The sequence below is a fragment of the Arsenicicoccus dermatophilus genome (genome assembly GCF_022568795.1).
GTDB classification, from domain to species: domain Bacteria; phylum Actinomycetota; class Actinomycetes; order Actinomycetales; family Dermatophilaceae; genus Arsenicicoccus; species Arsenicicoccus dermatophilus.
The window spans coordinates 46,586-69,907 of the sequence record NZ_JAKZHU010000004.1 but is presented as its reverse complement, the minus strand read 5'-3'; the positions used below and the strand labels follow the sequence as shown (position 1 = coordinate 69,907).

17 protein-coding genes and 3 pseudogenes are annotated in these 23,322 nt (G+C 70.4%); 5 read left to right on the top strand and 15 right to left on the bottom strand.

Features of this window, described 5'->3' with window-relative positions:
• Both MM438_RS15395 and MM438_RS15390 read left to right on the top strand, forming a co-directional pair.
• On the top strand, positions 1 to 299 hold a 299-nt coding region (locus MM438_RS15395; protein WP_241454336.1), incomplete at its 5' end, for a hypothetical protein.
• Positions 296 to 3,808, top strand: coding sequence for an ATP-binding cassette domain-containing protein (locus MM438_RS15390; RefSeq protein WP_241454335.1), 3,513 nt, complete (start codon positions 296 to 298; stop codon positions 3,806 to 3,808). The genes MM438_RS15395 and MM438_RS15390, both read left to right, overlap by 4 nt.
• 24 nt (positions 3,809 to 3,832) lie before the next feature.
• Here the strand turns inward: MM438_RS15390 and MM438_RS15385 are convergent, their stop codons facing one another.
• From MM438_RS15385 to MM438_RS15375, 3 genes are read right to left on the bottom strand one after another with little or no spacing between them, the layout of a single operon-like run.
• Positions 3,833 to 4,855: an ABC transporter substrate-binding protein gene (locus MM438_RS15385; RefSeq protein ID WP_241454332.1), complete on the bottom strand. Its 1,023-nt coding sequence runs from the start codon at positions 4,853 to 4,855 to the stop codon at positions 3,833 to 3,835.
• Positions 4,852 to 5,667 (bottom strand): ABC transporter ATP-binding protein, encoded by an 816-nt coding sequence (locus MM438_RS15380; protein WP_241454330.1) that lies wholly within the window; start codon positions 5,665 to 5,667, stop codon positions 4,852 to 4,854. The genes MM438_RS15385 and MM438_RS15380 overlap by 4 nt, the downstream gene beginning before the upstream one ends.
• Complete coding sequence (locus MM438_RS15375) at positions 5,667 to 6,674, bottom strand: FecCD family ABC transporter permease (protein WP_241454329.1); 1,008 nt, start codon at positions 6,672 to 6,674, stop codon at positions 5,667 to 5,669. The genes MM438_RS15380 and MM438_RS15375 overlap by 1 nt, the downstream gene beginning before the upstream one ends.
• A gap of 464 nt (positions 6,675 to 7,138) precedes the next feature.
• Between MM438_RS15375 and MM438_RS15370 the strand changes: the two genes are divergently transcribed.
• A complete protein-coding gene (locus MM438_RS15370; protein WP_241454328.1) occupies positions 7,139 to 7,333 on the top strand; it encodes a hypothetical protein in 195 nt (64 codons plus the stop codon).
• Between the two features lie 166 nt (positions 7,334 to 7,499).
• Here MM438_RS15370 and MM438_RS15365 read toward each other — a convergent pair.
• From MM438_RS15365 to MM438_RS15315, 11 genes and pseudogenes are all read right to left on the bottom strand, one after another.
• Positions 7,500 to 7,817 (bottom strand): annotated as a pseudogene (locus tag MM438_RS15365) (integrase core domain-containing protein); the annotation flags it as partial.
• Between the two features lies 1 nt (position 7,818).
• Positions 7,819 to 9,237, bottom strand: a complete 1,419-nt coding sequence (locus MM438_RS15360; protein WP_241450126.1) for an IS30 family transposase — start codon at positions 9,235 to 9,237, stop codon at positions 7,819 to 7,821.
• A gap of 67 nt (positions 9,238 to 9,304) precedes the next feature.
• Positions 9,305 to 9,637 (bottom strand): annotated as a pseudogene (locus tag MM438_RS17035) (DDE-type integrase/transposase/recombinase); the annotation flags it as partial.
• Positions 9,632 to 9,820, bottom strand: a pseudogene (locus MM438_RS17030) (IS3 family transposase); the annotation flags it as partial. The pseudogenes MM438_RS17035 and MM438_RS17030, both read right to left, overlap by 6 nt.
• Positions 9,821 to 10,002: 182 nt before the next feature.
• Positions 10,003 to 10,314: a transposase gene (locus MM438_RS15345; protein WP_241450127.1), complete on the bottom strand. Its 312-nt coding sequence runs from the start codon at positions 10,312 to 10,314 to the stop codon at positions 10,003 to 10,005.
• 56 nt (positions 10,315 to 10,370) lie between these two features.
• Entirely contained in the window at positions 10,371 to 10,907 is a 537-nt protein-coding gene (locus tag MM438_RS15340; protein ID WP_241454327.1) for a TniQ family protein, read from the bottom strand.
• Positions 10,891 to 11,430, bottom strand: coding sequence for a hypothetical protein (locus MM438_RS15335; RefSeq protein WP_241454326.1), 540 nt, complete (start codon positions 11,428 to 11,430; stop codon positions 10,891 to 10,893). The genes MM438_RS15340 and MM438_RS15335 overlap by 17 nt, the downstream gene beginning before the upstream one ends.
• Positions 11,427 to 12,404 (bottom strand): TniQ family protein, encoded by a 978-nt coding sequence (locus MM438_RS15330; protein ID WP_241454324.1) that lies wholly within the window; start codon positions 12,402 to 12,404, stop codon positions 11,427 to 11,429. The genes MM438_RS15335 and MM438_RS15330 overlap by 4 nt, the downstream gene beginning before the upstream one ends.
• On the bottom strand, positions 12,401 to 13,420 hold the full coding sequence (locus tag MM438_RS15325; RefSeq protein ID WP_241454323.1) for a hypothetical protein: 1,020 nt from the start codon (positions 13,418 to 13,420) through the stop codon (positions 12,401 to 12,403). Before MM438_RS15325 ends, MM438_RS15330 begins: the two co-directional genes overlap by 4 nt.
• Entirely contained in the window at positions 13,417 to 15,651 is a 2,235-nt protein-coding gene (locus MM438_RS15320; protein WP_241454322.1) for a Mu transposase C-terminal domain-containing protein, read from the bottom strand. The genes MM438_RS15325 and MM438_RS15320 overlap by 4 nt, the downstream gene beginning before the upstream one ends.
• Complete coding sequence (locus MM438_RS15315; protein WP_241454320.1) at positions 15,633 to 16,493, bottom strand: hypothetical protein; 861 nt, start codon at positions 16,491 to 16,493, stop codon at positions 15,633 to 15,635. Before MM438_RS15315 ends, MM438_RS15320 begins: the two co-directional genes overlap by 19 nt.
• 768 nt (positions 16,494 to 17,261) lie before the next feature.
• Here MM438_RS15315 and MM438_RS15310 point away from each other — a divergent pair.
• Positions 17,262 to 17,447 carry a hypothetical protein gene (locus tag MM438_RS15310; RefSeq protein ID WP_241454319.1) on the top strand — a complete coding sequence of 62 codons (186 nt, stop codon included), beginning with the start codon at positions 17,262 to 17,264 and terminating at the stop codon, positions 17,445 to 17,447.
• A 75-nt stretch (positions 17,448 to 17,522) separates the two neighbouring features.
• Complete coding sequence (locus MM438_RS15305; RefSeq protein WP_241454318.1) at positions 17,523 to 21,503, top strand: NACHT N-terminal Helical domain 1-containing protein; 3,981 nt, start codon at positions 17,523 to 17,525, stop codon at positions 21,501 to 21,503.
• Positions 21,504 to 21,934: 431 nt separating this feature from the next.
• Here MM438_RS15305 and MM438_RS15300 read toward each other — a convergent pair whose 3' ends face one another.
• The gene (locus MM438_RS15300; protein ID WP_241454316.1) at positions 21,935 to 23,155 is read right to left on the bottom strand and encodes an ATP-binding protein; all 1,221 of its coding nucleotides are present in this window, start codon (positions 23,153 to 23,155) and stop codon (positions 21,935 to 21,937) included.
• Positions 23,156 to 23,322: the final 167 nt, after the last annotated feature.

The window sequence follows — 23,322 nt, the reverse complement described above, 5'->3', positions numbered from 1 at the left end:
GCAGCCCGGATCCCCGCAGCCTGACCGACCGCACCCGAGCCGGCGGCGCTGGCACCGCGCACGGTCGGCCACCGCTGGGACCGTGGTGCTCCGGGCAGCACTGGATCGACGGCTGCCGCACGGTCCGGCTCTACCACGCCGAGCCTGACCCGGCCCAGCAGTGGCAGGCCCACCACCAGGCCGCCCTCGACCTGACCCGTGCCCTGGCCACCGGACGGGGCGGGCGCCCCGTGTCCGGGTGGGTCCACGGCCCGGTCCACGGCCACGTCAGCCACGCCCTCGTCCTGGAGGACGCATGATCAGCCCCGCCGTCGAGGCTCCGGCTCCGCTCGCTGCAGAGGAGCGGTCCGATCCACCGATCACCAGGCTCGTCGCCCGCGCCGTCGACGTCCGCCTGTGGCGGCTGGCTGCGCGGCATCCTCGACGGCTCGGCGCGACCGTGCTGCTCCAGCTGGGGGTCACCGTCACCTACTGGGTCCAGGCGATCTGCCTGGCCCTGACCCTGGCCCGGGTCGCGGGCGCGGCGCGGGGGGCAACGGCTGCGCAGGACGTCTGGGGACCTGTGGCCGGGGTGCTGGCCTGCCTGATGACGCGGGCACTGCTGGTCCTGGCGCAGGCGCGCGCGGCGGCCCGTCTGGGTGCGGCGGTGCGTGGATGCCTGCGAGAGCAGGTCCTGCGGTCCTTGCTGACCCCGGCTCGGCTGTATGACGCGTCCGACCGGATGGGCGCCCGCCGGCTGGCGCTCACCGAGGGGGTGGAGGGGGTCGATGCCTACGCCAGCACCTACATCCCGGCGGCGCTGCAGGTCTGGTGCCTGTGCCCGGTGATCCTCGTGGTGCTCGCGGTGCTGGATCCTTGGGCTGCGGCGGCTCTCGCGGCGTGCATCGCGGTGGCCGTCCTGGGGCCGCGCGCCTGGCGCCGGCTTCTCCTGCGGCGTGGGCGCAGCCACTGGGACAGCTACGAGGCCCTGAGCGCAGACCACCTGGAGTCCTTGCGGGTCATGCCGACGCTGCGGGTGCTGGGCGCGGTGCACCGTCGTCGGGCGGCCCTCGCGGCGCGCTCGGACGCCCTGCACCGCGACACGGTCTCGACGATGCGGCTGTCGCTGCTGGACACCGGGCTGATCGATCTCGGCATCCAGGCGGGTCTGCTGCTGGCCTCAGGTCTGGCAGCGCTGCACGCGGTCGGCCTCGGCCCCGGCGGTGGCGAGACGGCTCAGCCCTACCTGGTGCTGCTGCTGGCCTCGGAGGCCTTCCGACCCGTGCGTGACCTGGCACGGGCCTGGCACGCCGGCTACCTGGGGCTGTCGGCCCTGGACAGCCTGGACGCCGCGCTGCATCCCGGGTCGTCCGCCGTGGCGTCGCCCACGGCTTGCGCCGGGCGACCGGCCGCCGAGCCGAGCCCGCTCGCGGGCCAGGAGGTCCGCGAGCTCGTCCTGGAGGACGTCGAGTTCAGCTACGGCCCGGAAGTCCCCGTCCTGCGCGGTGCCACGCTCGCGCTGCGGCCCGGCCGGCTGGTCGCCCTCACGGGCCCCTCGGGCTCCGGCAAGTCGACGCTGCTCGACCTGGCTCTCGGTCTGCTCCAGCCCCAGCGGGGGTCGGTCCGGCGCCCGGACCACGTCGCCGTGGTGTCCCAGCGCTCCTACCTCTTCCCCGGGACGGTGGCGCAGACGTTGCGCACGAGCAACCCCTCCGCCCCGGAGGCAGAGCTGTGGGAGGCGCTCGAGTCCGTGGGGCTTGCCGGGACGGTGCGAGGCTGGCCCGACGGGCTGGCCACCCGCATCGGGGAGGCAGGGCACGACCTGTCGGGCGGGCAGCGTCAGCGCCTGGCGGTCGCCCGAGCCCTGCTCGCCCGGGCCGACCTCCTGCTGCTGGACGAGCCCACCAGCGCCCTGGACGAGGGGGCCTCGCGTCAGGTCCTCGCCACGCTGCGGACCCGGTCCCGGAGTGCGATCGTGGTGATGATCGCCCATCGCCCCGAGGCCCTGGCCGCCGCCGACCTGGTCCTGCGCCTCGAGGAGGGCAAGGTCGTCGAGGTCCCGGCCGAGGAGTCGAGCGGATCCGACGTCCCGGTGGACGACGGTGTCCCTGCGGGGACCGGCGTCCCCGCACCCGTCGGCGGTGACGACAAGCAGGGCCGGGCGGCGCTGGAGGGGCCCGGGACGACCGGGGGCCGATCGACCGTCCAGGACATGGCCCGCCTGCTGCCCCACCTGCGTCCGGAGCGAGCAGCGCTGGCCTGGACCACGGTGGTGGACCTGGCCGCGGCCGTCTCTCTCGTGGGCCTGTCGGTGGCCACGGCCCACCTCGTCGCCACCGCCGTCGTGGACCGCCGGGTCGACGGTCCGGGATGGTGGGTGGCTGCCGTCCTGCTGGCCCTCGTGCGGCCGGTGCTGACCTGGCACGAGATGGACATCTCTCACGACGTGGCCTACCGGGTGCTGGCCCGGCTGCGGATGGCCCTGTATGACGGCTACGCCCGCGGGGTGCCGTCACGACGCGCCGTGCACTCCGGCCGGTTGGCGGCCACGGCGATGTCCGACGTCGAACGGCTCGAGTTCTTCTACGCGCATACCGTCGCCCAGCTGGCGGCCGCCGCCGTGCTGGTGCTGGTGGCGGTGCCGCTGCTCGCTCTGCTCTCTCCCGCCATGGCGGTGGTCCTGCTGCTGGGCACCTCCCTGCTGGCCCTGGTGACGGTCGCGGTCCAGGGCCGGGGGGACCGGTGGGGCGAGGCGCAGCAGGCGAGGTTGGCGGACCTGTCCTCGACGGTCGTCGACCTCCTGGCTGGCACGAGAGAGATCCTGGTCCTGGGCCGGCGCGAGCAGGCTGTGACCGACCTGTCGGCCCTGGCGGAGCACATGGACGTGCCGGCGCGCCGCATCCGCCTGCTGGAGGCACTGGGGACCACGGCCCGGGAAGCCGTCGTGGTGGCTACCGCCGTCGCGCTGCTCCTCGCCGCCTGGGCGCAGCCGGGGACGGACCCGGTGTGGCTGCCGTGCCTGCTGGCAGGGGCCCTGACGGTGCTGGCGCCGGTCGCGGAGGCGATCGCCACCACGGCCCGTCTGCAGCCGCACCGGGCCTGCGCCCGCCGGGTGGCCGACGGCATCGACCTGGGCTGCGACGCGTCTGCTCCCGCCGTGGGGGACGACCACGTCCCAGAGGTGCCGGCGGAGGCGGACCGGCGAGCCGTGGTCACGCGTGGGGCGGTCGTCAGGCTCGGCGACCGGTCCCGGGTGCGGGTGCCCGACCTCGACCTGGGCGCGGGGGAGCATGTGGGCATCGCGGGCCCGTCGGGCATCGGGAAGTCCACCTTGGCGCGGCTGCTCGTGGGCCTGTGGGAGCAGGACGAGGGCCTGGTGCTCGTCGCGGGGCGACCCCCGGCCCGGATCCCGGACGACGAACGGCCACGAGTGGTGCAGCTGGTCGAGCAGGACGCCCCCCTGGTGCACGGGACCCTGGCCGACAACCTGCGCCTCGGCGCGTGGCAGGCATCGCCGGAGGAGCTGACCGACGCCCTGTCACGAGCCGGCCTGCCCCTGACGCGGGCGACCTTCCCCGACGGCCTGGACACCCTCCTGGGCGAGGGCGGGGCAACCTTGTCCGGAGGCGAGCGAGCGCGGGTCTGCCTGGCCCGGGCGCTGCTGCTGGATCCTGCGATCCTGGTCCTCGACGAGGTGACGGCCTCCTTGGACGCCGCCGCCGAAGACGCGGTGATGACTGCGGTGTCCCGGCTCGGGTGCACCGTCCTGGTCATCAGCCACCGGGAGCGGACCCTCGCCACCTGTCATCGCGTCGTGCGGTGGTCCTGAAGGAGGCTTCGCCCCGGACAGTCCTCAGCCCGGGTAGAGCGCGGCGTTGATGGTCGTCACGGCGTCAAGATTGCCCCAGGTGCCGGGCAGCAGCTGGGCCGCAGGGATGCCCACGAGCCGGCTGGCACGCACAGCCTTGATGTCAGGCAGATTCCGGCGCAGCCACTCCCGGGTGCGACGCTCGTGCTCGGGTCCGGTGGTCCCGAAGACGATGACCTCGGGATTCTTCGCAAGCAGCGTCTCGCGGGAGACCTCTGCGGCGAAGAAGGACGCGAAGGCCGGGTCCTGGGGGGTGAACACGCTGCGGCCACCGGCGGCCTTGCCGATGCTGTGCTCGACCCCGGCACCGATGGCCGTGATGGTGTCCCCCTCGACGAAGAGCTGAGCCATGGTCGGCTGCGGCTTGCCGCGAGCCCGGTCAGCAGCGGCCCGCAGCTGTGCCTCGGCCTGGCGACGCAGCTCGGCAGCGGCCGGCTGGACGTGCAGGATCGCACCGAGCGCGTCGATGTCGCTCAGCAGGTCGGTCACCTCGGCCGTGGATCGGCGAGCGGGGCAGCCGGCCGCCGCGACATACGTCGATGCCCCCGCTGCCTTGAGCTGCTCCTGCGTGGCATAGCCCTTCTCACCGGTGAACTCGTATGTCGTCGGCGAGAGCACGAGATCGGGCTGGGCGGCCAGGAGAGCCTCACGCGCCGGGGGGCCCATGGTGCTGAGCACACGCGGGTTGCCGCCGGCCGAGCTCACCGACGGCGGGACGGGCTGGCCGTCCGTCTGGGCGACACCCACGACGGCACGCCCGGCCCCCAACCGAGCAACCAGGTCGGCCTGACCCGGGTTGAGAGCGACGATCCGTCGAACGGTAGCGGGATAGGTGGCGGCCTTGCCGCACATGGTCACGTGGGAGCGGCCTCCCTGCAAGGAGGCCGACGACCCGGTGGGGGTGACCGCGCCGCCGCACCCGGTCAGCAGGATCGAGATCCCGGCGAGCGCGACAGCGCCGAAGCATCGAGATCGCCTCGCCAGCAGGCGGTCGTAGGTGGACGTCATGGGCTCTGCGCTCCGATCAACTCATGGACAGGGTCGGTCCGAGTAGGGGTAGAGGGTCGACGGAAGGAGAGGACGGTGCCACCGCGCGGGTCCGGCAGGGCACGAGACGACACCCGGAGCACCTGGTCCACCACGGCTGGAGTCAGGACGGACTCCACGGGACCCTCCGCGCATACCGTCCCCTGGTCGAGAACCACGGCCCGGCGGCAATAGGTCAGAGCCAGGTTGACGTCGTGCAGGGCGGCAAGGACGGTGGCGCCCCGGTGGGTGACCAGGTGGAGAAGCTCATGCTGGAAGCCCAGGTCCGCATGGTTCGTCGGCTCGTCGAGGATCAGGACGGGTGCCTGCTGGGTCAAGGCCCGGGCGAGAAGGACGCGCTGCTTCTCACCTCCCGACAGGGAGGAGAAGACCCGTCGGTGCAGACCAGCGGCGCCGACCTCGGCGAGGGAGTCATGGGCCAGGGCAAGGTCTGCAGGCGAGTCCACCCCGAACCCGCGCTGGTGAGGCACCCGCCCCAGGAGGACGACGTCCAGGACGGTCATGGGGAAGTCGTTGGTGATCTCCTGCGCCATGACGGCGATCCGGCGCGCCACCTCGGGGGCAGGGAGCCGGTGCACGTCGTCACCGCCGACATGGACGGTGCCTTTCGAGGGTCGATGCACGCGATAGGCCGCCCGCAGGAGGGTGGACTTGCCGCTGCCGTTGGCACCGACGAGACCGACCACCTCACCGGACGGGACGACGAGATCGACACCGCCCAGAATCGGGTTGCCGCCCAGCTCGACGTGGACATCGCTGAACCGGAGCTCCATCACACGGCCTTTCGTCGCATGAGCCAGAGGAAGAAAGGCGCCCCGACGACAGCGGTCAGGACACCCAGCGGCACCTCGACCGGCTCGGCGACGCTGCGGGCGAGGAGGTCGCACGAGGGGAGGAATACCGCGCCGCCCAGGACCGTCAGCGGCAACACCCGGCGGTGGTCCGAACCGACGACCATGCGCACGACGTGCGGGACGATCAGGCCGACGAACCCGATGCCACCCGCCACCGACACCGTGCTCGCCGTGAGGACAGCCGCGACCAGCAGCAGGGCGCGGTGCAGCCGGGGCACGTCGACCCCCAGCGCGGTCGCCGCCTCGTCCCCGGCGAGCAGCGCGTTCAACGGCCGCCCACGCGGAAGCACCACCAGCAGCCCGACCACGAGCGCGACCACCGGCGGGACCAGACTGGCCCACGTCGCCGCCGATACCGACCCGAGCAGGAAGTGCAAGACGCTGTAGATGTTCTGCGCCTCGGTGGTCATCAACAGGAAGTTCGTCACGCCCGACAGCAGCGATCCCAGCGCGACCCCCGCAAGGATCAGCCGCGCCGGGACGACGACCCCCTGGTCCTGGGCCAGGACATAGACGAGCACGATGGCCAGCACCGCCCCCAGGAAGGCCATCATGTTAAGCGTCACAGCCGTCAGCGCGGTGGCCCCCGCCACGATCGCCACCACCGCCCCCAGACCCGCCCCGGCCGACACCCCCAGGATGTAGGGCTCGGCCAACGGGTTGCGCACCGTGACCTGAAGCAACGCCCCCGCAAGGGCAAGGTTGCCCCCAGCGACAGCCGCGAGCAGCGACCGGGGCAACCTGAAGCCCCACACCGCCTGATCCTGGCTCGCAGTGATGGACCCGTCCACCATCCACGGCATACCTGGCAGAAGATGACCCACCACGATCTGGGCAGCCTGAACCGGACCCGTGTGCAGCGGACCCGTCGACACCGACAGAAGAACCACTACACCCAGCCCCAGCAGCAGCGCGACGGCTGCCATCCAGGTGGCAGACCTACCCATCACATCACCTCATCTCAAATGATAATCAGTATCATATATTGCTCGCCTCATTACCGTGCTGGGACAGCCGAGCGCGCCGTGGAAAGCGCCGTGCCGGGTGCCGTGGTCCTTGAGACGCACGGCGATCCTCGCGATGTGCCCGCAGCTCGTCAGGTGTCACGCCACCGCCGTGGCGCATCGACGCCGGGTCGCGCGACCGGTGACAGCGGGACGCCGACTCTCACCCGTCTCAGGGGGCCGCTCGATCAGGGGCAGCGCGGCGCGCGAGGTGCGGCAGGTGCGCGAGATCGACACGCTCGGGGGCGCCGGTCGACGAGGTCAGGGCATCGTTCGCGGCACGACGGGTGATCGGCACCTCTGCGACCAGGGGATGACTCGGGACGAGACGGTGGTGGGATGCGCACGAGAGTGCGGCGTGAGGTGATGGATGCATGAACAAGCCCATGCCTCGCTGGACTCGGATCGGTCTCTACGCCAGGGCTGTCCTGTCCGTCTGCATCGCGTTCGCCCTGTGGGGCGAGGCAGCCCTCGCCGCCGGTGGGTGGAACCCTGTCCCGCCCACCATCGCTCTCGTGTGCGGGATCGTGATCGACGCCGCCCGGCGCCGACGCGCTGCCGGGCGCGGCCTTCCAGGCTGACCCACCACGCCCAGGAGCCGCGAGAGCACCACAGCCGCCCTCAGAGCGACAGAACCGTGCACGTGGAGTGCGATGGTGGGCGCCCGTCAGGCTCGTCGGCCTGGCGATGAGCGGGTGGGACTTGCCGGCAACACAGCAGTGAAGCGTTCGGGCGCGGTGGCCGGGGCTATGCGAGTGCTTCTTGGGGCTGGTTGAGGGTGTAGTAGTCGTTCTCGTACTCGACCGGGGGTCGGTGTCCCAGGCTTGAGTGCAGGCGGTCGTTGTTGTACCAGAAGACCCATCCGGCGGTCGCGTACTCGACGTCGGCCAGGGTGCGGTATGGGCCGTCGTGGAACACGTCGGTGGCGATGCACTCAGTCTTGTACAGGCCGATCTCGCATTCCATGAGGGCGTTGTCGTAGGCGTCGCCCACAGTGCCGATCGATGCGGCGATCCCTTCGAGGGCGAGGTGCTCGGTGAAGGCCAGGCTTGTGTACTGGGCGGGTTCAACCGGTCGATGCAACACCGGCTTGTTCCAGCGATCGTAAGTGCTCGCCGAGCACTTCTGCGGGTGTCTTCCATCCGAGGACCTTGCGGGGCCGGTTGTTCAGGGTGTACGCGATGGCCTGTAGGTCGGTCGCGGTCCAGCGGGACAGGTCGGTGCCCTTGGGGAAGTACTGGCGCAGCAGCCCGTTGGTGTTCTCGTTCGTGGGCCGCTGCCAGGGCGAGTGTGGGTCGGCGAAGAACACCCGGGTGCCGGTCGCCATCGTGAACGCGGCGTGCCCGGACAGCTCCTTGCCGCGGTCCCAGGTGATCGTCGTGCGCAGCTGCTGCGGCAGGTCGCTGATCGCGGCCGTGAGGGCCTGGTTCATCGCGACGGCGCCGTACCCGCCCAGTGAGGTGCCGTTCTTGGCCGGGGGCTGCTCGCCCCACCCTTCCAGCCGGGGTAGGTGGACCAGGATCGTGGCGCGACTGTGCCGCTCGACCAGCGTCCCGATCGCCGAGCGGCCCGTCCCGATGATCAGGTCGCCTTCCCAGTGCCCCGGCACGGCCCGGTCGGCGGCCTCAGGCGGCCGCTGGCTGAGGACGACGTCGGGGGTGACGTGTCCCTGGGCCTTGTTCCGGGACCGCTCGCGCGGGTGACGCAGCGCTCGGCCGGTACGCAGGCAGGCCACCAGCTCGCGTCTGAGCGCGCCACGACCCTCGATGTACAACGCCTGGTAGATCGCCTCGTGGCTGATGCGCATGCCTTCATCATCGGGGAAGTCGATCGACAACCGTTGGCTGATCTGCTCGGGGCTCCACGCCCTCGACCAGCGCCGGTCAGCGCGTCGGGGCTTGTTCAACCCTTTCCACTCGCCGGCGTCCGGGCCGGCCACGACCGTGCCGTCCGGGTGGCAGACCTGCCCGGCGAGCCGGTCCTGGACGTAGGCGCGCAGCCGCGGGTTCGTGACCATCTTCGCGACCTTCGGCCGCTTGGCCGCTTCCTGAGCCTTCCACTGCGCCACGACAGCCCGGTACTCCAACCGATGACCACGGGTAACGGCGTTGCGGCGCAGCTCACGACTGATCGTGCCCGGGTCGCGCTGAAGCTGTCGGGCGATCGAGCGCACCCCCGCCCCCTGGGCACGCAGGATCGCGATCTCCTCACGTTCCTCGAACGACAGATACCGCCCGGACGGGGCACCAAGACTCAGCGGTGGCATCCCCCCAGCGTGACGAAACCACCGCATCCCCACCGGCACGGACACGCCCACCACCAACGCGGCCTGCGCGGTCGTGACCCCCGTCGCGATCACCCGCCAGAACTCCCGCTGCACCGCCCGCGACGGCTGCGGACGGCCCGGGGAACGCATCGGCGGCCGCAACGCCCGATCAGCACGCCACTGCCGACGCACCCCCTCGGGCACATCGCCGGTCCTCATGCTCCAATGCCCGGTCGCCACGACCCGCACCACCCTCCTGCTCAGGGTGTTGCGACGACCAGTTGAATCCGCCCTGCGAGCCGGCGTCGCTGTGCGAGACCAGCTGCCCGGGCGCGACGGGGTGGCCCTGGCGTTCGCGTTCCCACACCGCCATCCGCAAGGGCGTCATGACCAGCGGAGTCGTCTTGGTGGATGCGACGTGCCAGCCGACGATCCGCAGCGAGTAGCAGTCCAGGACGAACGCGACGTAGCAGAACCCGGCCCACGTGCGGACATACGTGAAGTCCATGACCCACTTCGTGTTCGGCGCGTCGGCGGTGAAGTCCCGGTTGAGCAGGTCACCGGCACGGTGACCGTCCTTGCCCGGGATCGTGGTCCTGACCTTCTTGCCGCGTCGCACCCCGGCCAGGCCCAATGCGCTCATCGCGGTGTGGACCCGCCCGTAGGACACGTCATGCCCAGCGCGCAGGAGCAGGGCGTGCATCTTGCGGCGCCCGTACAAGCCTTCGGGCGTCAGGACCCACCGGCCCCGCTCACCGGCGCGTGCCTCGAACCGGTAGGCGCTGCAATGGATCTCGTTCATGAGATAGGCCAGGTCCAGGGCCCGGCTCGAGATGATTCGTGCCCGGGCGGCGTCGTCACGGGTCGCTGCTGACCAGCGACGGTAGGAGCGCGCGGCGACCTGACAGCCCTGAGAGGTCAGGACCTGACAGACCGACTCGACCGCGTACCCCTTGGCCCTCATGGAGTCGATGAAGTCCATGATCAGCGCTTGCGGGAGTCGAGCGCTCCCGCGAAGAAAGTCGTTGCGGCCGAGAGGATCTCGACCTGCTCGCGGAGCTTCTTCACCTCAGCACGTAGGCGAGCGTTCTCAGCGTGTTCCTCACTGGTGACCCCCGCCTTGGCGCCGGTGTCGACGTCGTCCTGGGCGACCCAGCGGCGCAGGGTTTCCTTCGCGACGCCTTCCTGTTTCGCGACAGCCTCACAGGCCTCGGTCCGCGACCGGTAGTGAGCCCGCTGCTCACGCACCAACCTGACCGCCCGCGCGCGGGTGTGCTCGTCGTACTTCTTCGGCATGGATCCGATCCTTCCGGTTCAGACCCGCAAACCCCCGGCCACGCCACCCGAACGCTTCAGGGTTCGTGACCTGCGGTCGGGAGGGGTTGCAGCGTGTCGTGGTGGGTGGGGCAGAACACGAGCCACGGGTAGCGGAAGATGCGGAGCTGCAGGTCGGGTCTGCGTTCCCGGCAGGTGGGGCACCACCGGGGTTCGCCGCGGTCGATGACCCATCCGAGGCTTTCGCTGCGACTTGGGGTGGCGTCGCCGCTGACCGGGTCGAATGCGTCCAGGTCGGCTTGTGTGACCGTCAGCGTGGTGCCGGCGTCGGCCTGCATGTGCATGGCGGTGACCTCGTCGGTGTGGAGGTTGAACAGCTGTGCGACGGCGGCGGCGGTGTCTAGGGTAATGGCCAGGCCGCTGGTCCACCTGTTGAGGGGGCGGGTGAGGCGCTCAGCCCATCGCCGGCTGATAGGGCTGACGAGCGCTGGGGGCGTCACGCCGTAGTGGGCGGCGACGCGGTCGAGGTAGCCGGGCCAGGCTTCGCCGGGGAGAGGGGGGATCCGCAGGGGGTAGGGGCGGGGCTGGTCGTTGAGGTCACTGTTCTTGGGCACGGGTGTTCCTGGGGGTGGGCGGGGCGCAGGGGCACCAGGGGCTGGTGGGGTCGTCGTGTCGGCATGCGGGGGTCTGCGCGTGGCGCAGGGCGCCCATGCCGTGTGCGTTGGGCACTTCGGGCCGGTGCTGCCAGGCGTCGGGTGTCGTCTGGGTGGGCAGGACCGCTGCTAGCTGGTGTGCGGCTGCCAGGAGGTCGTCCTTGAGGCCTGGGAATGCGCTGGAGAAGCAGTAGCGGGTCCATTGGCGGGCCTTGTCGGGCGGATAGCCCAGGAGGGCGCCGCTGGTGGGCCAGTCGGCGCCGGTGTGCATGCGGGCGCAGATGATCGCCAGGACGGCCCGTTGGAGGAGCTGGTCTGGGCGGGTGTCGTCCCGACGATGGGGCGGCAGCGCGCACGCCCAGGCGACCTGGGGTATGTCGTCGACGGTCCAGGGCAGGACGGGTAGGGCGGTGAGGGCGTCCTGCTGGGCTCGCGCGAGCAGTGCGTGCGCTCGACCGCTGCGTGCCAGGACCGCGGTGGTCACTGGGCGTAGGGCTGATGCGGGTTGGGTGGCTCGGTTGAAGGTGGAGGCGTGAGGAGTGCTGATGCCGGCTCGTCGGCACCAGGCCATGAGGACGTCGGCGGCAGCGTCGACGGTGGGTGCGGTGGCCAGTGGCGTGGCGGCCGTGACGAGTTCGTCCACGGTGAGGGGGTCGCGCGGTGGGGCGCCCCAGCGGTGGTTGCGCACCCCGGGGGTGGGGTCGCGCCGCCGAGTGCGATGGCCAGGCCGATCGCGGCTTGCCAGGCCCTCAGCGCCTGGAGGCTGGTCACGTCCTGGCCCGCGAAGTGGCCCCGGCCCGTGGTGATGGCGGTGGTGAACCTGGCGGTGGCTGCCCGTGCCCGGGCGGGTGCGTTGCGCGGGGGCAGGGTCGTCAGGTCTGCCCCGCACACCCCGGCGCCCACCGGTAGGTCGCAGCGGGTGGTGTCCGGGACTGCGGTTGCGCGGCTGGGGGCGGTGGCGTGCAGCGTGGTGTAGAGACCGGGGGTGCCCCCGCAGCCGGGGCACTGGTGCTCCAGCCAGCGGTGGTGGTCGGGGCAGACGGTGATCCAGGGGATCCGCCACTGAAGCCGCCATACGCCGTCACCGGCAAGGCAGGCGGGGCAGAACCTGGTGCCGCCCAGGTGCACCCACCCTTGGTTGACCACGCGGCGGGTGGCCCCGATCCGTGTGGGGGCCGGGTCGTCGAGGCCGGTCAGGTCGAAGGCGATCTGGTCGTATCGGCCCAGGTGCATGTCCCGTACGGCTGTGGCGGTGATGTTGAGCCGGTCAGCGGCGGACGCGGCCATCTCGGGAGACACGACGACGCCGTAGAAGCCCGGCCATCGTCCTCGTCGACGGACGCCGATCTGGTCCGCGAGGGCCGCCGTGGTCACGCCGTAGGCGTCGGCCGTGCGGGTCAGGTAGGAGTGCCACGTCTCGTCCCGCGCTGGTAGGACGCGTAGGGCCAGCGCGTTCATCGCCGACCCCTGCTCTGCTGGCCGGGCGTTGTCGGGGGCGTGGTGGCGGCGCCGGCGTGGGTGATGCATCGCTGGGTGGCGTACAAGGCGCGTGCGTCCAGGACCGTGTCAGTGCTCACGGCGTACTCGGCGGCCTCCTTGGCCCAGGCGATGGCCAGGCCCGGCCTGTTCATGGACCCCTCCGCCAGTGTCGTGAGGGTGCTCAGGTGCTGCAGGCGGCTCTGGTCGGGGCCGCGAGGGAATGCAAGTGCGCGGTGCAGCGCCTGCCCGAGCCGCCCCCAGCTGGCTGGCTCCGTGCGGGTCGGCATGGGCCAGCCTCCGCAGGTGACGGTGAACTTCCCGGACAGCCGGACCTGGTCGCCGGTGGTGCCTGTGAGGATCTGGTCCTGGGCGAGGTTGGCGCCGACGATGACCCCGGTCGCGGGGACACCGGTGATCAGGCCTTTCAGGGCGGTGGCCAAAGTGGTGGAGTTCCGTGAGCGTGCCCCGAGCATGCCGTGGGCGTCGTCGACGATGTATCCCTCCACGCCCGCCAGGGCGGCTCCGCGCCTGAGGGCGGCCAGGTATCCCATGGCTCCGCGTTCGCTGGTGCCGGCGGGAACGCCGCTCTGGTCCAGGAGGGCCTTGGCGATCCCGGCCAGGCCGGCATGGTTCGCGGCCTCGGTGTACAACCAGGGTCGTGGCTTGCACAGCAGGTCGTCGGGGCCGAGCGCCTCGTAGACCTCGGCGGTGCGTTCGACGGCGTGCCTCAGGACTGCCCAGCTCTTCCCGGACAGCGGTGGGCCGTCGACGATGACGACCCAGCGGGGGGTCAGGGCCTCGCGGGCGTTGCGCCGCTGGGTCTGGAGGATCGCGTCGCGGACCTTGTCGGTGTCGTCGGTCCGGACGGGGCCGACGGCGAGGTTCCAGTCGAGGAAGTCCTGCAGGGGGTCGCCTGCGCGGGGGCGGCGCCTGCGGGTCAGGGCCTGGTGGTGAGGGTGCCAGGTGAGCGGGTCGCTGGCGCTGAAGGTGCTCATGCCTGTTCCTCGGTGCTGTACCAGTCCTGGTCCGGCTCGTAGGGGCCCAGGGCTTCGAGGTCGATCTCTTCCTCCTCCTGGTCCGCGTCCAGGTCTGCGTCGAGGAGCTCGTCGCTGTCCGCGTCCGCGTCGATGACGACGCCCTGGATGACGGTGTCGTCCTCGGCGCCGCCGAAGGCCAGCTCCCGGACCTCGGGGGGCGCGTCGGCCAGGTCGTGGGCGTAGTCCCGGGCCCGCCCCGCCTCGATCGCCAGGATGCGGTCCTGGTTGCGTTCGGCCAAGCCCTGGGCGTTCCACCGGTTGATGAACTCCGCTGCGCTGTGATTGCTCTCGGGCCCGGTCAGCGGACGCACGTCGCCGGCCAGCAGGTGCTGGCGCAACGCGCGATCGAACATGTCGCTGCAGGGCAACCGCGACCAGGACTCTTCCCCGGTGCGGGGGACGCAGAGCCAACCGCGGGTCTGGGGGTGGCGCAGGTAGACCCTGCTGACGTCCCAGCGGTCGTAGTGGACCAGGACCTTCCGGGCGCGCACTCCGGCTCCGGCCGCCACCAGGGGGCGCATCGCCTGCAGCTCGGTGGAGTTGTAGGTGCGGCCGTTGACGTTGACGCCGTACGCCTGGACCAGGCACGACTTGGTGGCCAGCAGCTCGACGTACAGGTAGGGGTCTCGGGGCGTGGTCAGGGAGCCACCAGAGCTCAGGTAGGCCGACCACACCAGGGCCGGGGACAGGGCGACATCGCTGCGGTGCGCGGCCGACAGGCCTGCGTGACTCGTGTGGTGGTAGATCAGCAGGATGTACTCCCAGAGCGCGTCACGCAGGTCCTGGGCAGTGAGGGTGGCCAGGTCCTCCACCCCCCTGGGATGGTTGTTGACGTTGGCGCCCTTGTAAGCCGGCAGCAGTGACTGGATCTCGCGCAGCACGTTGTGGAACGACTCGATCACGCCCTTGGCGTGCGCCGCCCGAGGTCCGCAGAAGTCGATGTCGATGCCGACCCGGGCCAGCGCGGAGATCAGGTGGACCGAGTCGAATTCCTTGCCGTGGTCCATGACGATCACGCTCGGAGTCAGGGCCGGCTTGATCCCGATCCGCTCCAACTCCTGCTCCTCCGGGTCGCACGGGTCGCTGTTCACCGCGATCAGGCGGGGGACACCATGGTGGTGGACCAGCTCGTATGGATACCCGGACCGGGTCACGACGGGACGGCCGATGTCCCACACGAGCATGGCGACGTCGCGTGAGGTAGGTGCGTTCGTGACCACACGCAGCGCCAGGATGCAGCGGCTGAACACGTCGATCGCCGTCAGCACGACCGCACGGATCCACCCGCACCTGGGGTCGAAGACGTGGATGTTGGTCGTGGTGGCATCGACCTGCACGACCTCGCCGGGGCGCGATACCACGCGCGATCCGTACACCACCTGCGGCTTGAGCGCGACCCGCTCACGACCCTTGGCCTCCAGGTGCAGGTCCATCGCGCGCGAGTGTTCCCCGATCAGCTGCTTGAGGCGGTAGTCGGAGAGCTTCGTCTCCACGCCGTCTCGAAGGAGCCGGGCCCGGATCAGGCGCAGCAGCGTGACCTGGGAGGTCTTCGCGCGCTGCGGCTGAGAGGCCAGGACTTCCTGGACGATCTGCAAGACCTGCGGCTCGGCGGTCCGCCGGGGTGCGCCAGGAGGATTGGTGTTGCCGTGGATGAGGCCGTCGATGCCGTGGCGCTGGGCCTGCTGAACCTTGCGGCGCAGCGCACGAATCGACGAGGGACTCACCCCGCGTCGCCTCCGCTCCCTGGCCTTGCGCTCCAGGCGCTGCGCCTGGCTGGTGGTGTGCGGGTCGTAGTCGGGGTTCGCGCGTCCATCGGCGATGTCGGCCGCCAGGTTTCCGCGCATGCTCCCGGTCAGGATCTGCAGCACGTCGGCGTACAGGTCCAGGTAGTAGCGCTGCTTGTCCGGGTCGCATGCCGCCAGCAGCGCCGAGCGGGGCGTCTCGTCGTCGGTGGGCGCTGGTAGGGGCGATCTCTGGGCTGAGAGCCGGGTCCACAGCTCGACCACCGGCATCCGCCACAACCCGTCGCCGGTGTCCAGGACCACCTCGAGTCGGGCGCCCGGGGTCCTGTCGAACGAGGCGATCGTGAAGGTTCGACCGTCCAGGACGACTCGTGCTCCCGCCCTGAGCACCTCGCCGGGGCCAGGCTCGCGGTCGTCAGCGGCAAGGGTCAATGTGCCGGCAGGCATTGGGTCCTCCTCGGAGGGAAGGGGCGGGTGCTCACGGGGGCATCCGCCGTCAGGGGGCTGTCAAGGTCGAGGAACAGGTGGCGTCGAGCCACGAGGTGGAACACGGCGGCGTACGCCGGGGCCGTGCGGGTGCCCAGCGCGACGGCAGCGCCGCGCAGCTGCGTGGTGGAGCCCAGCCCCTGGATCCGGGCCGCCCAGTCCGCAGGCAGGTGGTCTGGGACGTGGCGGTGGGAGTAGACGAAGGACACGTTGCGGCGGCGCTGGGGGGTCAGCTCCGTACGCACCTCGTACCGCCAGCCCAACGCGTCCGCCGTGGCGCGCGTCAGCACCAGCACGGCCACCAACCGTGGGTCTTCCAACCGGGCGCGGCGGGTGACGTCCACCAGAGTGATCCGACCGTCCCGGGACCGCAGTAGGGCATCGGGGACGTGAGAGCGGACGCCGCCGGGCAACGCCCACTCCAGGCGCATCGCCTGCGTGGACATGTCCACCACCGGGCGAGCCAGCAGCAGGTCACGGTAGTTGTCCTGCTCGTTGCGGGACTCATACCACCCCGCATGCCCGTCCACGTGGAGACTGGGCAGGCACATCCGGCCGATGGAGTTGGTCATCCCCTGGTACGACGCAGGCCGGCGCACGCTCGCCAGGGCGCTGACCCGGCACTCGGCCAGGGTGCGGGCTTCGTGCTGGTGTACGGCAGGGTCACGGCCATCTTCGGGCAGGCAACGGGTCGACACCCACGCGGCCGCACCCACCTTCTCGAGAGCGACGCAGTCCTGCGACAGCGCCAGCACCTGCTCCCACGGGGCTCGGGGGCCCTGCAGGGCAGGCAGATATGTCACCCGCGTCCCGCGACGATGCGAGACCGCCCGGTCCGGGGCGTTCACCGACGCTCCGACCAGGGTCGTCGGGCGTTGACAGACGCCACGACAGGCCGCCAAGATGGCATACGAAGAACTCCTCGCACAGGGGATGAGACTGCTGAGCGCTTCTCAGAGCGCTTGGACCACGCACGAGCCGGGTTGCCGCCCGGCTCTGCGCATGTCTGGGGTTGGTCGACGGGCTCCCAGTGACGCCCTCCTGTGCCCTGGCTGCTGGCGCTCACCTCTCTGTCGTGGCCGTCGGATCCGAACCCGCGGCGCGCTGGGCCCCCTTGACCTGCCTGGCACCGGTCGACCCGGCGGTGGCGGCAGGGGCTCTCGCAGCATATGACCGAACGTCTCTTCAGAACCACCCCTGGGCCCGTACGGCATGCGCCCGCCCAGCAGCTCCTCTGGCGGTCGAAGGCCCCCACGGCGCCGGTTTCAACCACGAGGGAAGGGGTCAACCACCGCAGGAATGATGTATAGGGGTAGGCAAGGAATGATGTATAGGGGTATACATTCGTATCTCCTCAAAGAATCCATAACACCGGCATACATGCCGCCCTGGGAGAGTCGATGAAGAAGCAGCCCGAGACAGCCGCCCTCACGGTCGCCGCCCCTGCTGCCCTTCGCCGCAGCCCCGCACCACCCACCGTGATGCGGTGTCTCAACCCCACGTGCACCAACACCTGCTCATGGAGCCCCCAAGGGGGTCGTCAGCCGCTGTACTGCTGCACCCAGTGCCGAGTGGACACTGCCCGCATCCAGAAGCGCCTGCAGAGAGACCTCGACACCCTGTCGGCCGTCGTGGACGACCCCAGCACCAGCACGGCCCAGCGTCGAGCGTTCGCCTCCCGCATCTCCCACACCCGTTGGGCCCTGCGCCGCTTCCCCAGCGGGCCCAACGCTCGGTCTCGGGCCGACGACGAATGAGCCGGACCGCAGCGAAGGCGTCGTCCCACAGCTCCAAGGCGCCAACGGCTCCGGCTCGGGCACCGGGTGGGACCCATGCCTGACGCGACGACACTGACGCTGGTCGCGACGATGGCGAAGCTCGCTCTGCGCGCGACCGGTCACAGCGACAGCGCAGATGCCATTGCTGACGTCATGGGAGCCGGCTCGACCCTGGGGTTCCGCGGGCGACTGCGGACCACCCCGTTCCACCACCAGATCAGCAAGGACCTGGAGGGTCTCCGCGAGAGCGAGTTCGCGAGCATCCAGGCCAACGACTGGGAGGCAGCCTGCCTGGAGGTAGCCGCGGTGCTCGAACGGATGGGACACGCACACGCGCTGGACGCGGTCGTGGACCCTGAAGACTTTCACCGTTCTGCGGCTCGCGCCGGCGCTGCTCGGCGACGCAGCCTCGGTGGTGAAGCCGCACAGCAGGCCTTCGACCTGCTCCTTAAGCACGCGGTGGACAAGCTCGCCGAGTTCATGAAGTCGAGCCCCCGGTTTCAGAACGAAGCGGCCACACGCCTGCTCCAGGAGTCAGCGGCCCTCATCTCGCAGGTGGACCTGGTCCTGGCATCCCAGACTCGCGTCGCTGAGGACATCGAGCGGCTTCTGTCTGGGGCGACGTTCGGCCTCACCCGCCTCGACGAGTACGCGAATCGCCGGATTCTGACTGATCCCAGCCAGCATGCCGGAGTGCATATCGGGCGCGCCGCCGAGGTGGAACAGATCGAGCAGTGGGCTCTTGGCTCCCAGGGCAGGAGCGCTCTCCTCGTGTCGGCCCCTGGAGGTCGAGGAAAGACCCGTCTGTGCACCGAAGCCCTGCTCCGCATCACCGCCGCCCAGCCCAATCTGCCCATCTGGGTCGTCGAAAGCGTGGACACCCTCAACGGGTACGTCCTGTCGGCCTTGGACGAGCCATGCGTCGTCTACGTCGATGACGCACACCGCCACCCTCACGTGGTGGAGCAGCTGGTCAACCAGGCACTGACCCATCCAGGTCTACGACTGCTGATGAGCGCGCGCCCGCAGGCCGTCGACCAGTTGCGCAGGTCTGTCACCGCCAACACGGGTGGTGCGGTCTCCTGGGTCATCGTGCCCCTGCAACGCCTCCAGCAGGCGCAGTCCCGGAGACTGGTCGACGCGATGCTGGCCGGCTCGGACTACGGGGCGCCAACTGCCTTCCGTAGATGGCTCATACAGCAGGCTCGCAAAGAGCCCTACCTCCCGGTTCACGCCATCGACCTGTTCCGCCAGGGAAAGCTCGCCGGAGCGCTGGCCGTTCAGGAAGACCTGCGCGACAGGGTGGTCTCGCGTCACTTCGAGGCTTGGCTCCCCGTCGTGGACGGAGTTTCCCGTCCGCAGGTCCAGCGACTGCTGGCAGCCCTGCACGCCCTGAGCACGGCGCGCACGGATCTGAAGGTCGCGGCCGAGGCTGCTCTCGATTTCGCGGACGTCGGACGTAGCCTGCGCGTCGCGTTGCTTGCCGAGCTCGAGGCCAGCGGGCTGCTCGAGCGCGTCAATGACCGCCTCGAGGTCGTGCCCGAGATCGTAGGCGACTACGCCCTGGAGCTAGAGGCGAGATTCGACGCCCCAGGCTTCGTCCGAACCCTGTGGGAAGAGCTTGGTCCGATCGGCGGATGGCCTGTCTTCGTCAGCCTGTGCGCTCTGGACTGGCGCCTGCGCGAGCAGGGCACGGACGGAGCCCTCGACGCGATCTGGTCTACCGTGCCCGATCACCTGCGCGCAGAGGGGTGGTGGGACACCGCCGAGGTACTCACCAAGCTCGACGCGCTGCCCCAGATGCAGCCTCGCAGGCTCGCGGACTCCCTGCTCGAGCTCATCGATCGCGCCCTGCAGGCCGCGTCGACCACGGACGAGCAAGGTGGTGACGAGATCGCGCACCTGTTCGCCGAGCCGGATGCCCTGGTTGTCGCAACCTCTGCCGTTTCACTCCTGTGCCGGTGCGCCGCCACGGAGAGCAGCCTGCTTCAGCGAGTCCTCGACGCGGCGTGGCGCGTCGCGACGCATCCCCGGATGCAGAGCACCGGCGCTGAATCTGTCATCAACACGATGGTCGACCAGCTCGGCAGACCCAGCACCCCGAGCGGGGGCACGCGTGACCCGCAGCCGGTAGCGGCCTGGGTCCGGCGGACCGCAGCCACCACAGCACCCGAGCACCTGCAGCTGCTGCTGCCCTTGTGCAAGGCCCTGATGTCCAAGACAGAGCGGTACTCCGAGCTGGTCGACGAGATGCGCGTCGTGTGGGGAACAAGGCTCGTCTCGCCCTCGCAGACGCGCGAGGCCCGAGACGAGATCCGGGCCATGGCCAAGGACACCATCGGCCGCATGCCGCCCCTGGCCGCCACCCAGCTGGTCAAGATCCTGGTGGAGAGCGCCCGCCGCGCGACACAAGGCGACGACTTCGACGACGTGGATGCCGCCCGCCACTACGAGGCTGCCTGGCAAGACGACGACCATGCGACCCTCGACCTGGTAGCGGCTCTCCTCTCCGAAGGCACGAGCCCGGCCATACGTCGGCTCGCTCGCCGCGACCTCGCCGCAGTCGTCGGATGGTCAGGCACCCCTGTCGTGGGTCTGCGGGCCCTGGAGATCGCCACGCAGCTCGACAACATCTGCGGCGACGACTGGGCTGAGGTTTTGCTCAGGGGAAACAACCTCCTGCACGACCGCCGTCTCCAGTCCCGGCGAGGCATGCCCCTGCCAACCCTCGAGGAGTTCATCGCCGAGGAACGCGCCCGCCCAACCATCAAGGAAGAGCTGCAGGCCCTACGGAAGGCCTCAGACCAGGCGGTGCAAGCCGCATCAAAGGCTCTCCTCGAGCTGGGCAGCGCGAAGGGGATCCAGACTCTGAGCGTCGCGGCGCAGGACATCGCCGCGGCTGCCGGAGCTGGCCATGTCCAGGCGTTCCCGCTCTGGGTACATGTCGCCACCACAGCCCCCGCAACTCAGGCTGCTGACCTGACCAGGGCGCTGGCGGAGTGCGAGCACCCTTACCTCGACGCTGGGGCAGCCAGTCTGATGAACGCGTGGCTCACCGCCGACGCGGCGGACTTCTTCGACTGGCTCGAGCCACGCCTCGGCGACATGCGAGTCTCTCTGCGTCGTGAGACAGCGCGGGCAATCACCTGGGGGCACACGTCTGATCCCCGCAGCGGCCAAGTGCTTGAAACGCTTCTCGGGGACGAGGACCCAGGCGTCCGCGACGAAGCGGTCCGGGCGCTGGCGAACGAGGTCCGCGACGTACCCTCACGGGGGCTGGCACGGCTCCTCTCCGCCCATCCCACGGTCGACGGGGCGCAAGCAGCCCTCGAGAGCGTTGCGCCTGAGCTGCCGGCATGGGTGTCCGCCCTGGACGAGGAAGGCCTCGGCAACGTGTTAGCCCTCCTGGAGGCGGTCGGGCCGGGCTACCCGCACCTGTCCGCCCTCGCGATCGCCCTCCTCCAGCGGGATCCCGCCCGTGTCATCGACATCTGCAAAGCGCACCACCAGCCCTACGGGACCGGACTCGACCACGACCTGGTCCAGCACCTTGGTGAACACCTTGACGACGTGATGACCCTGGCCTTCCACGGCGACCCTCACGCCGCTGCGCCGTTCATCAGTCACGTCGCCACGCTCCCCCTCCCCGAGGACATCCGGGGCGGATTCGCCACCCGGATGCGAACCCTCAGCGACGGGGAGGCCTTCACGGCCGCGCTGACTTCCCTCTCCAGCCTGGGCAGCTGGCCTCTGCGCGACCCCGAACTTGCTCTCGCTGTCCTCGATGCCGCGACTCATCTCGACCCGCGCGACCAACGACGCGTGCTGTACGCCGTTCGCAGCGCCATGGCGCCGATGTCGTGGACAATCGACCCCCACGGGGCGAGCGACGAGCTCGATCCCATCACCAAGCTGGCCCACGAGGTGCGGGGCAATGCCCGCTATGCCGCCCTCCACGAGTCTGCAGACGCCACCATCCAGTACATCGAGGAGCAGAGGCAGCAGGCACTCGGCGAGTGGGAAGAGCTGTTCTGACCGGTGACCGACCCAACTGCAGTGGGGGCTTGAGGCAGGTCAACACCGGCCCGCGAGGTCCTGGTTGAGGGCCAACAGATGCGCGAAAGGCGCAGGCTGATCACGCTCCCCGCGAATTGAGAGGTGTGTTCACATAGCACTGCCCGACCAGACGCTGACACCCTCCCGCCGTCGTGACGGGTCCTTGGCCGCCGCGTGACGCACGCCTCGCGACGCACGCCACCCGTCACGCAGGGTAGCCAACTCCGCAAACCCTCAACTTGTCCTTGCATCTTCGTGGCGGCTCGTGCTCAGGACAGGCCCCAGATGGACAGAATCTTCGTCCAACGAGGTCAAAGTGACGGATTACCCGTCAGTAGAAGCGGTCTGTGACAGATTGCTCGTCCGGACACCCTGAAAAGGACAGAATCACTCGATCCCGGACAACAACATCAGTCGTCGCCGGCATGGGCGCGCAGATACCTCCCGAAGTGCGGCACCGTGAACGCGATGCGCCCCCGCTCCCCGGAGTAGATCAGCCCCTTCTTCAGCAACGCGTCCCGAGCGGGCGACAAGGACTGCGGCTTGCGGCCGAGCAGCGTGGCCACGGCCGAGGTCGCCACGGACTCGGTCTCGTCGAGCGGGCGACCCGCCTCCCGCTCGGCGACCGCGGCGTCCGCCATCGCGCGCAGGTACTCCCGCTCCGCCGGCGTCGCCCGCTCGTAGCGGGACCCGAAGAACCCGACGGCCAGCTCCTCCTCGGCCGCGGGTGCCGCGACGCGCACGTCCTCCACCCGGATCGGCGAGGCGGGCGCCACGTCCCACGCGACCGCGCCGTACGCCTGGATGAAGTAGGGATAGCCGCCGGTCACGGCATACATCTGGGCGAGCGCGTCCTCCTCGAAGGCCGCGTCCTCCGACTCGGCCGGCGCCTGCAGGGCCTGGTCGGCGGCGGCCCGGGAGAGCCGGTCGATGCGGTTGTAGCGGAACAGCCTCTCCGAGTAGGACTTCGACGCGGACAGCACGGCGGGCAGGTGCGGCAGCCCGGCGCCGACCACGATGAGCGGCGCCCCCTGCTGGGACAGCTCGTGGCAGGCGGCGCACAGCGCGGACACGTCCTCGGGGTGCAGGTCCTGCATCTCGTCGATGAAGACCGCGATCCCGCGCCCCACGTCGGCGGCCAGCCCGGCGCAGTCGGTGAACAGCTCGACCAGGTCGATCTCGATGTCGCCCGAGTCTGCCCGCCCGGTGACGGCGGGCGCCTCGATGCCTGGGTTCCACCGGTCGCGCAGCTTGGCCTTGGGGTCGACGTCGCGCTGGGCGAAGGCCTTGATCACGCCGAGCACCTGGTCGACGTCCTCGCCCTGCGGGTGGCCGAGCTCGCGCACCGCGGTGTGCAGCGCGGAGGCGAGCGGGCGCCGCAGCCGCTGCTCCGGGCGCGCCTCCAGCTTGCCGGTGCCCCACTTCGCGCGGACCGCGGCCGAGCGCAGCGCGTTGAGCAGGACGGTCTTGCCGACGCCACGCAGCCCGGTCAGCACGATCGAGCGCTCCGGGCGTCCGCGCGACACCCGCTCCAGCACCACGTCGAAGGCCTTCAGCTGCTCGTCGCGCCCCGCCAGCTCGGGGGGTCGCTGTCCGGCACCGGGGGCATAGGGGTTCCTGATCGGGTCCACGCTCGGAGCCTATGCGCATCTCTAGGTCCGACCGCAGATGTCGTCATACAGCTGGATCGTGTCGCATCGACTCGTCTCACGTGTTCTCGGACGGTGACTAGACACACCCAGACATCCGTATGCCGGTCCAGACATCCCCACACCCGCGGACCTGGCTTGTAGGTTGA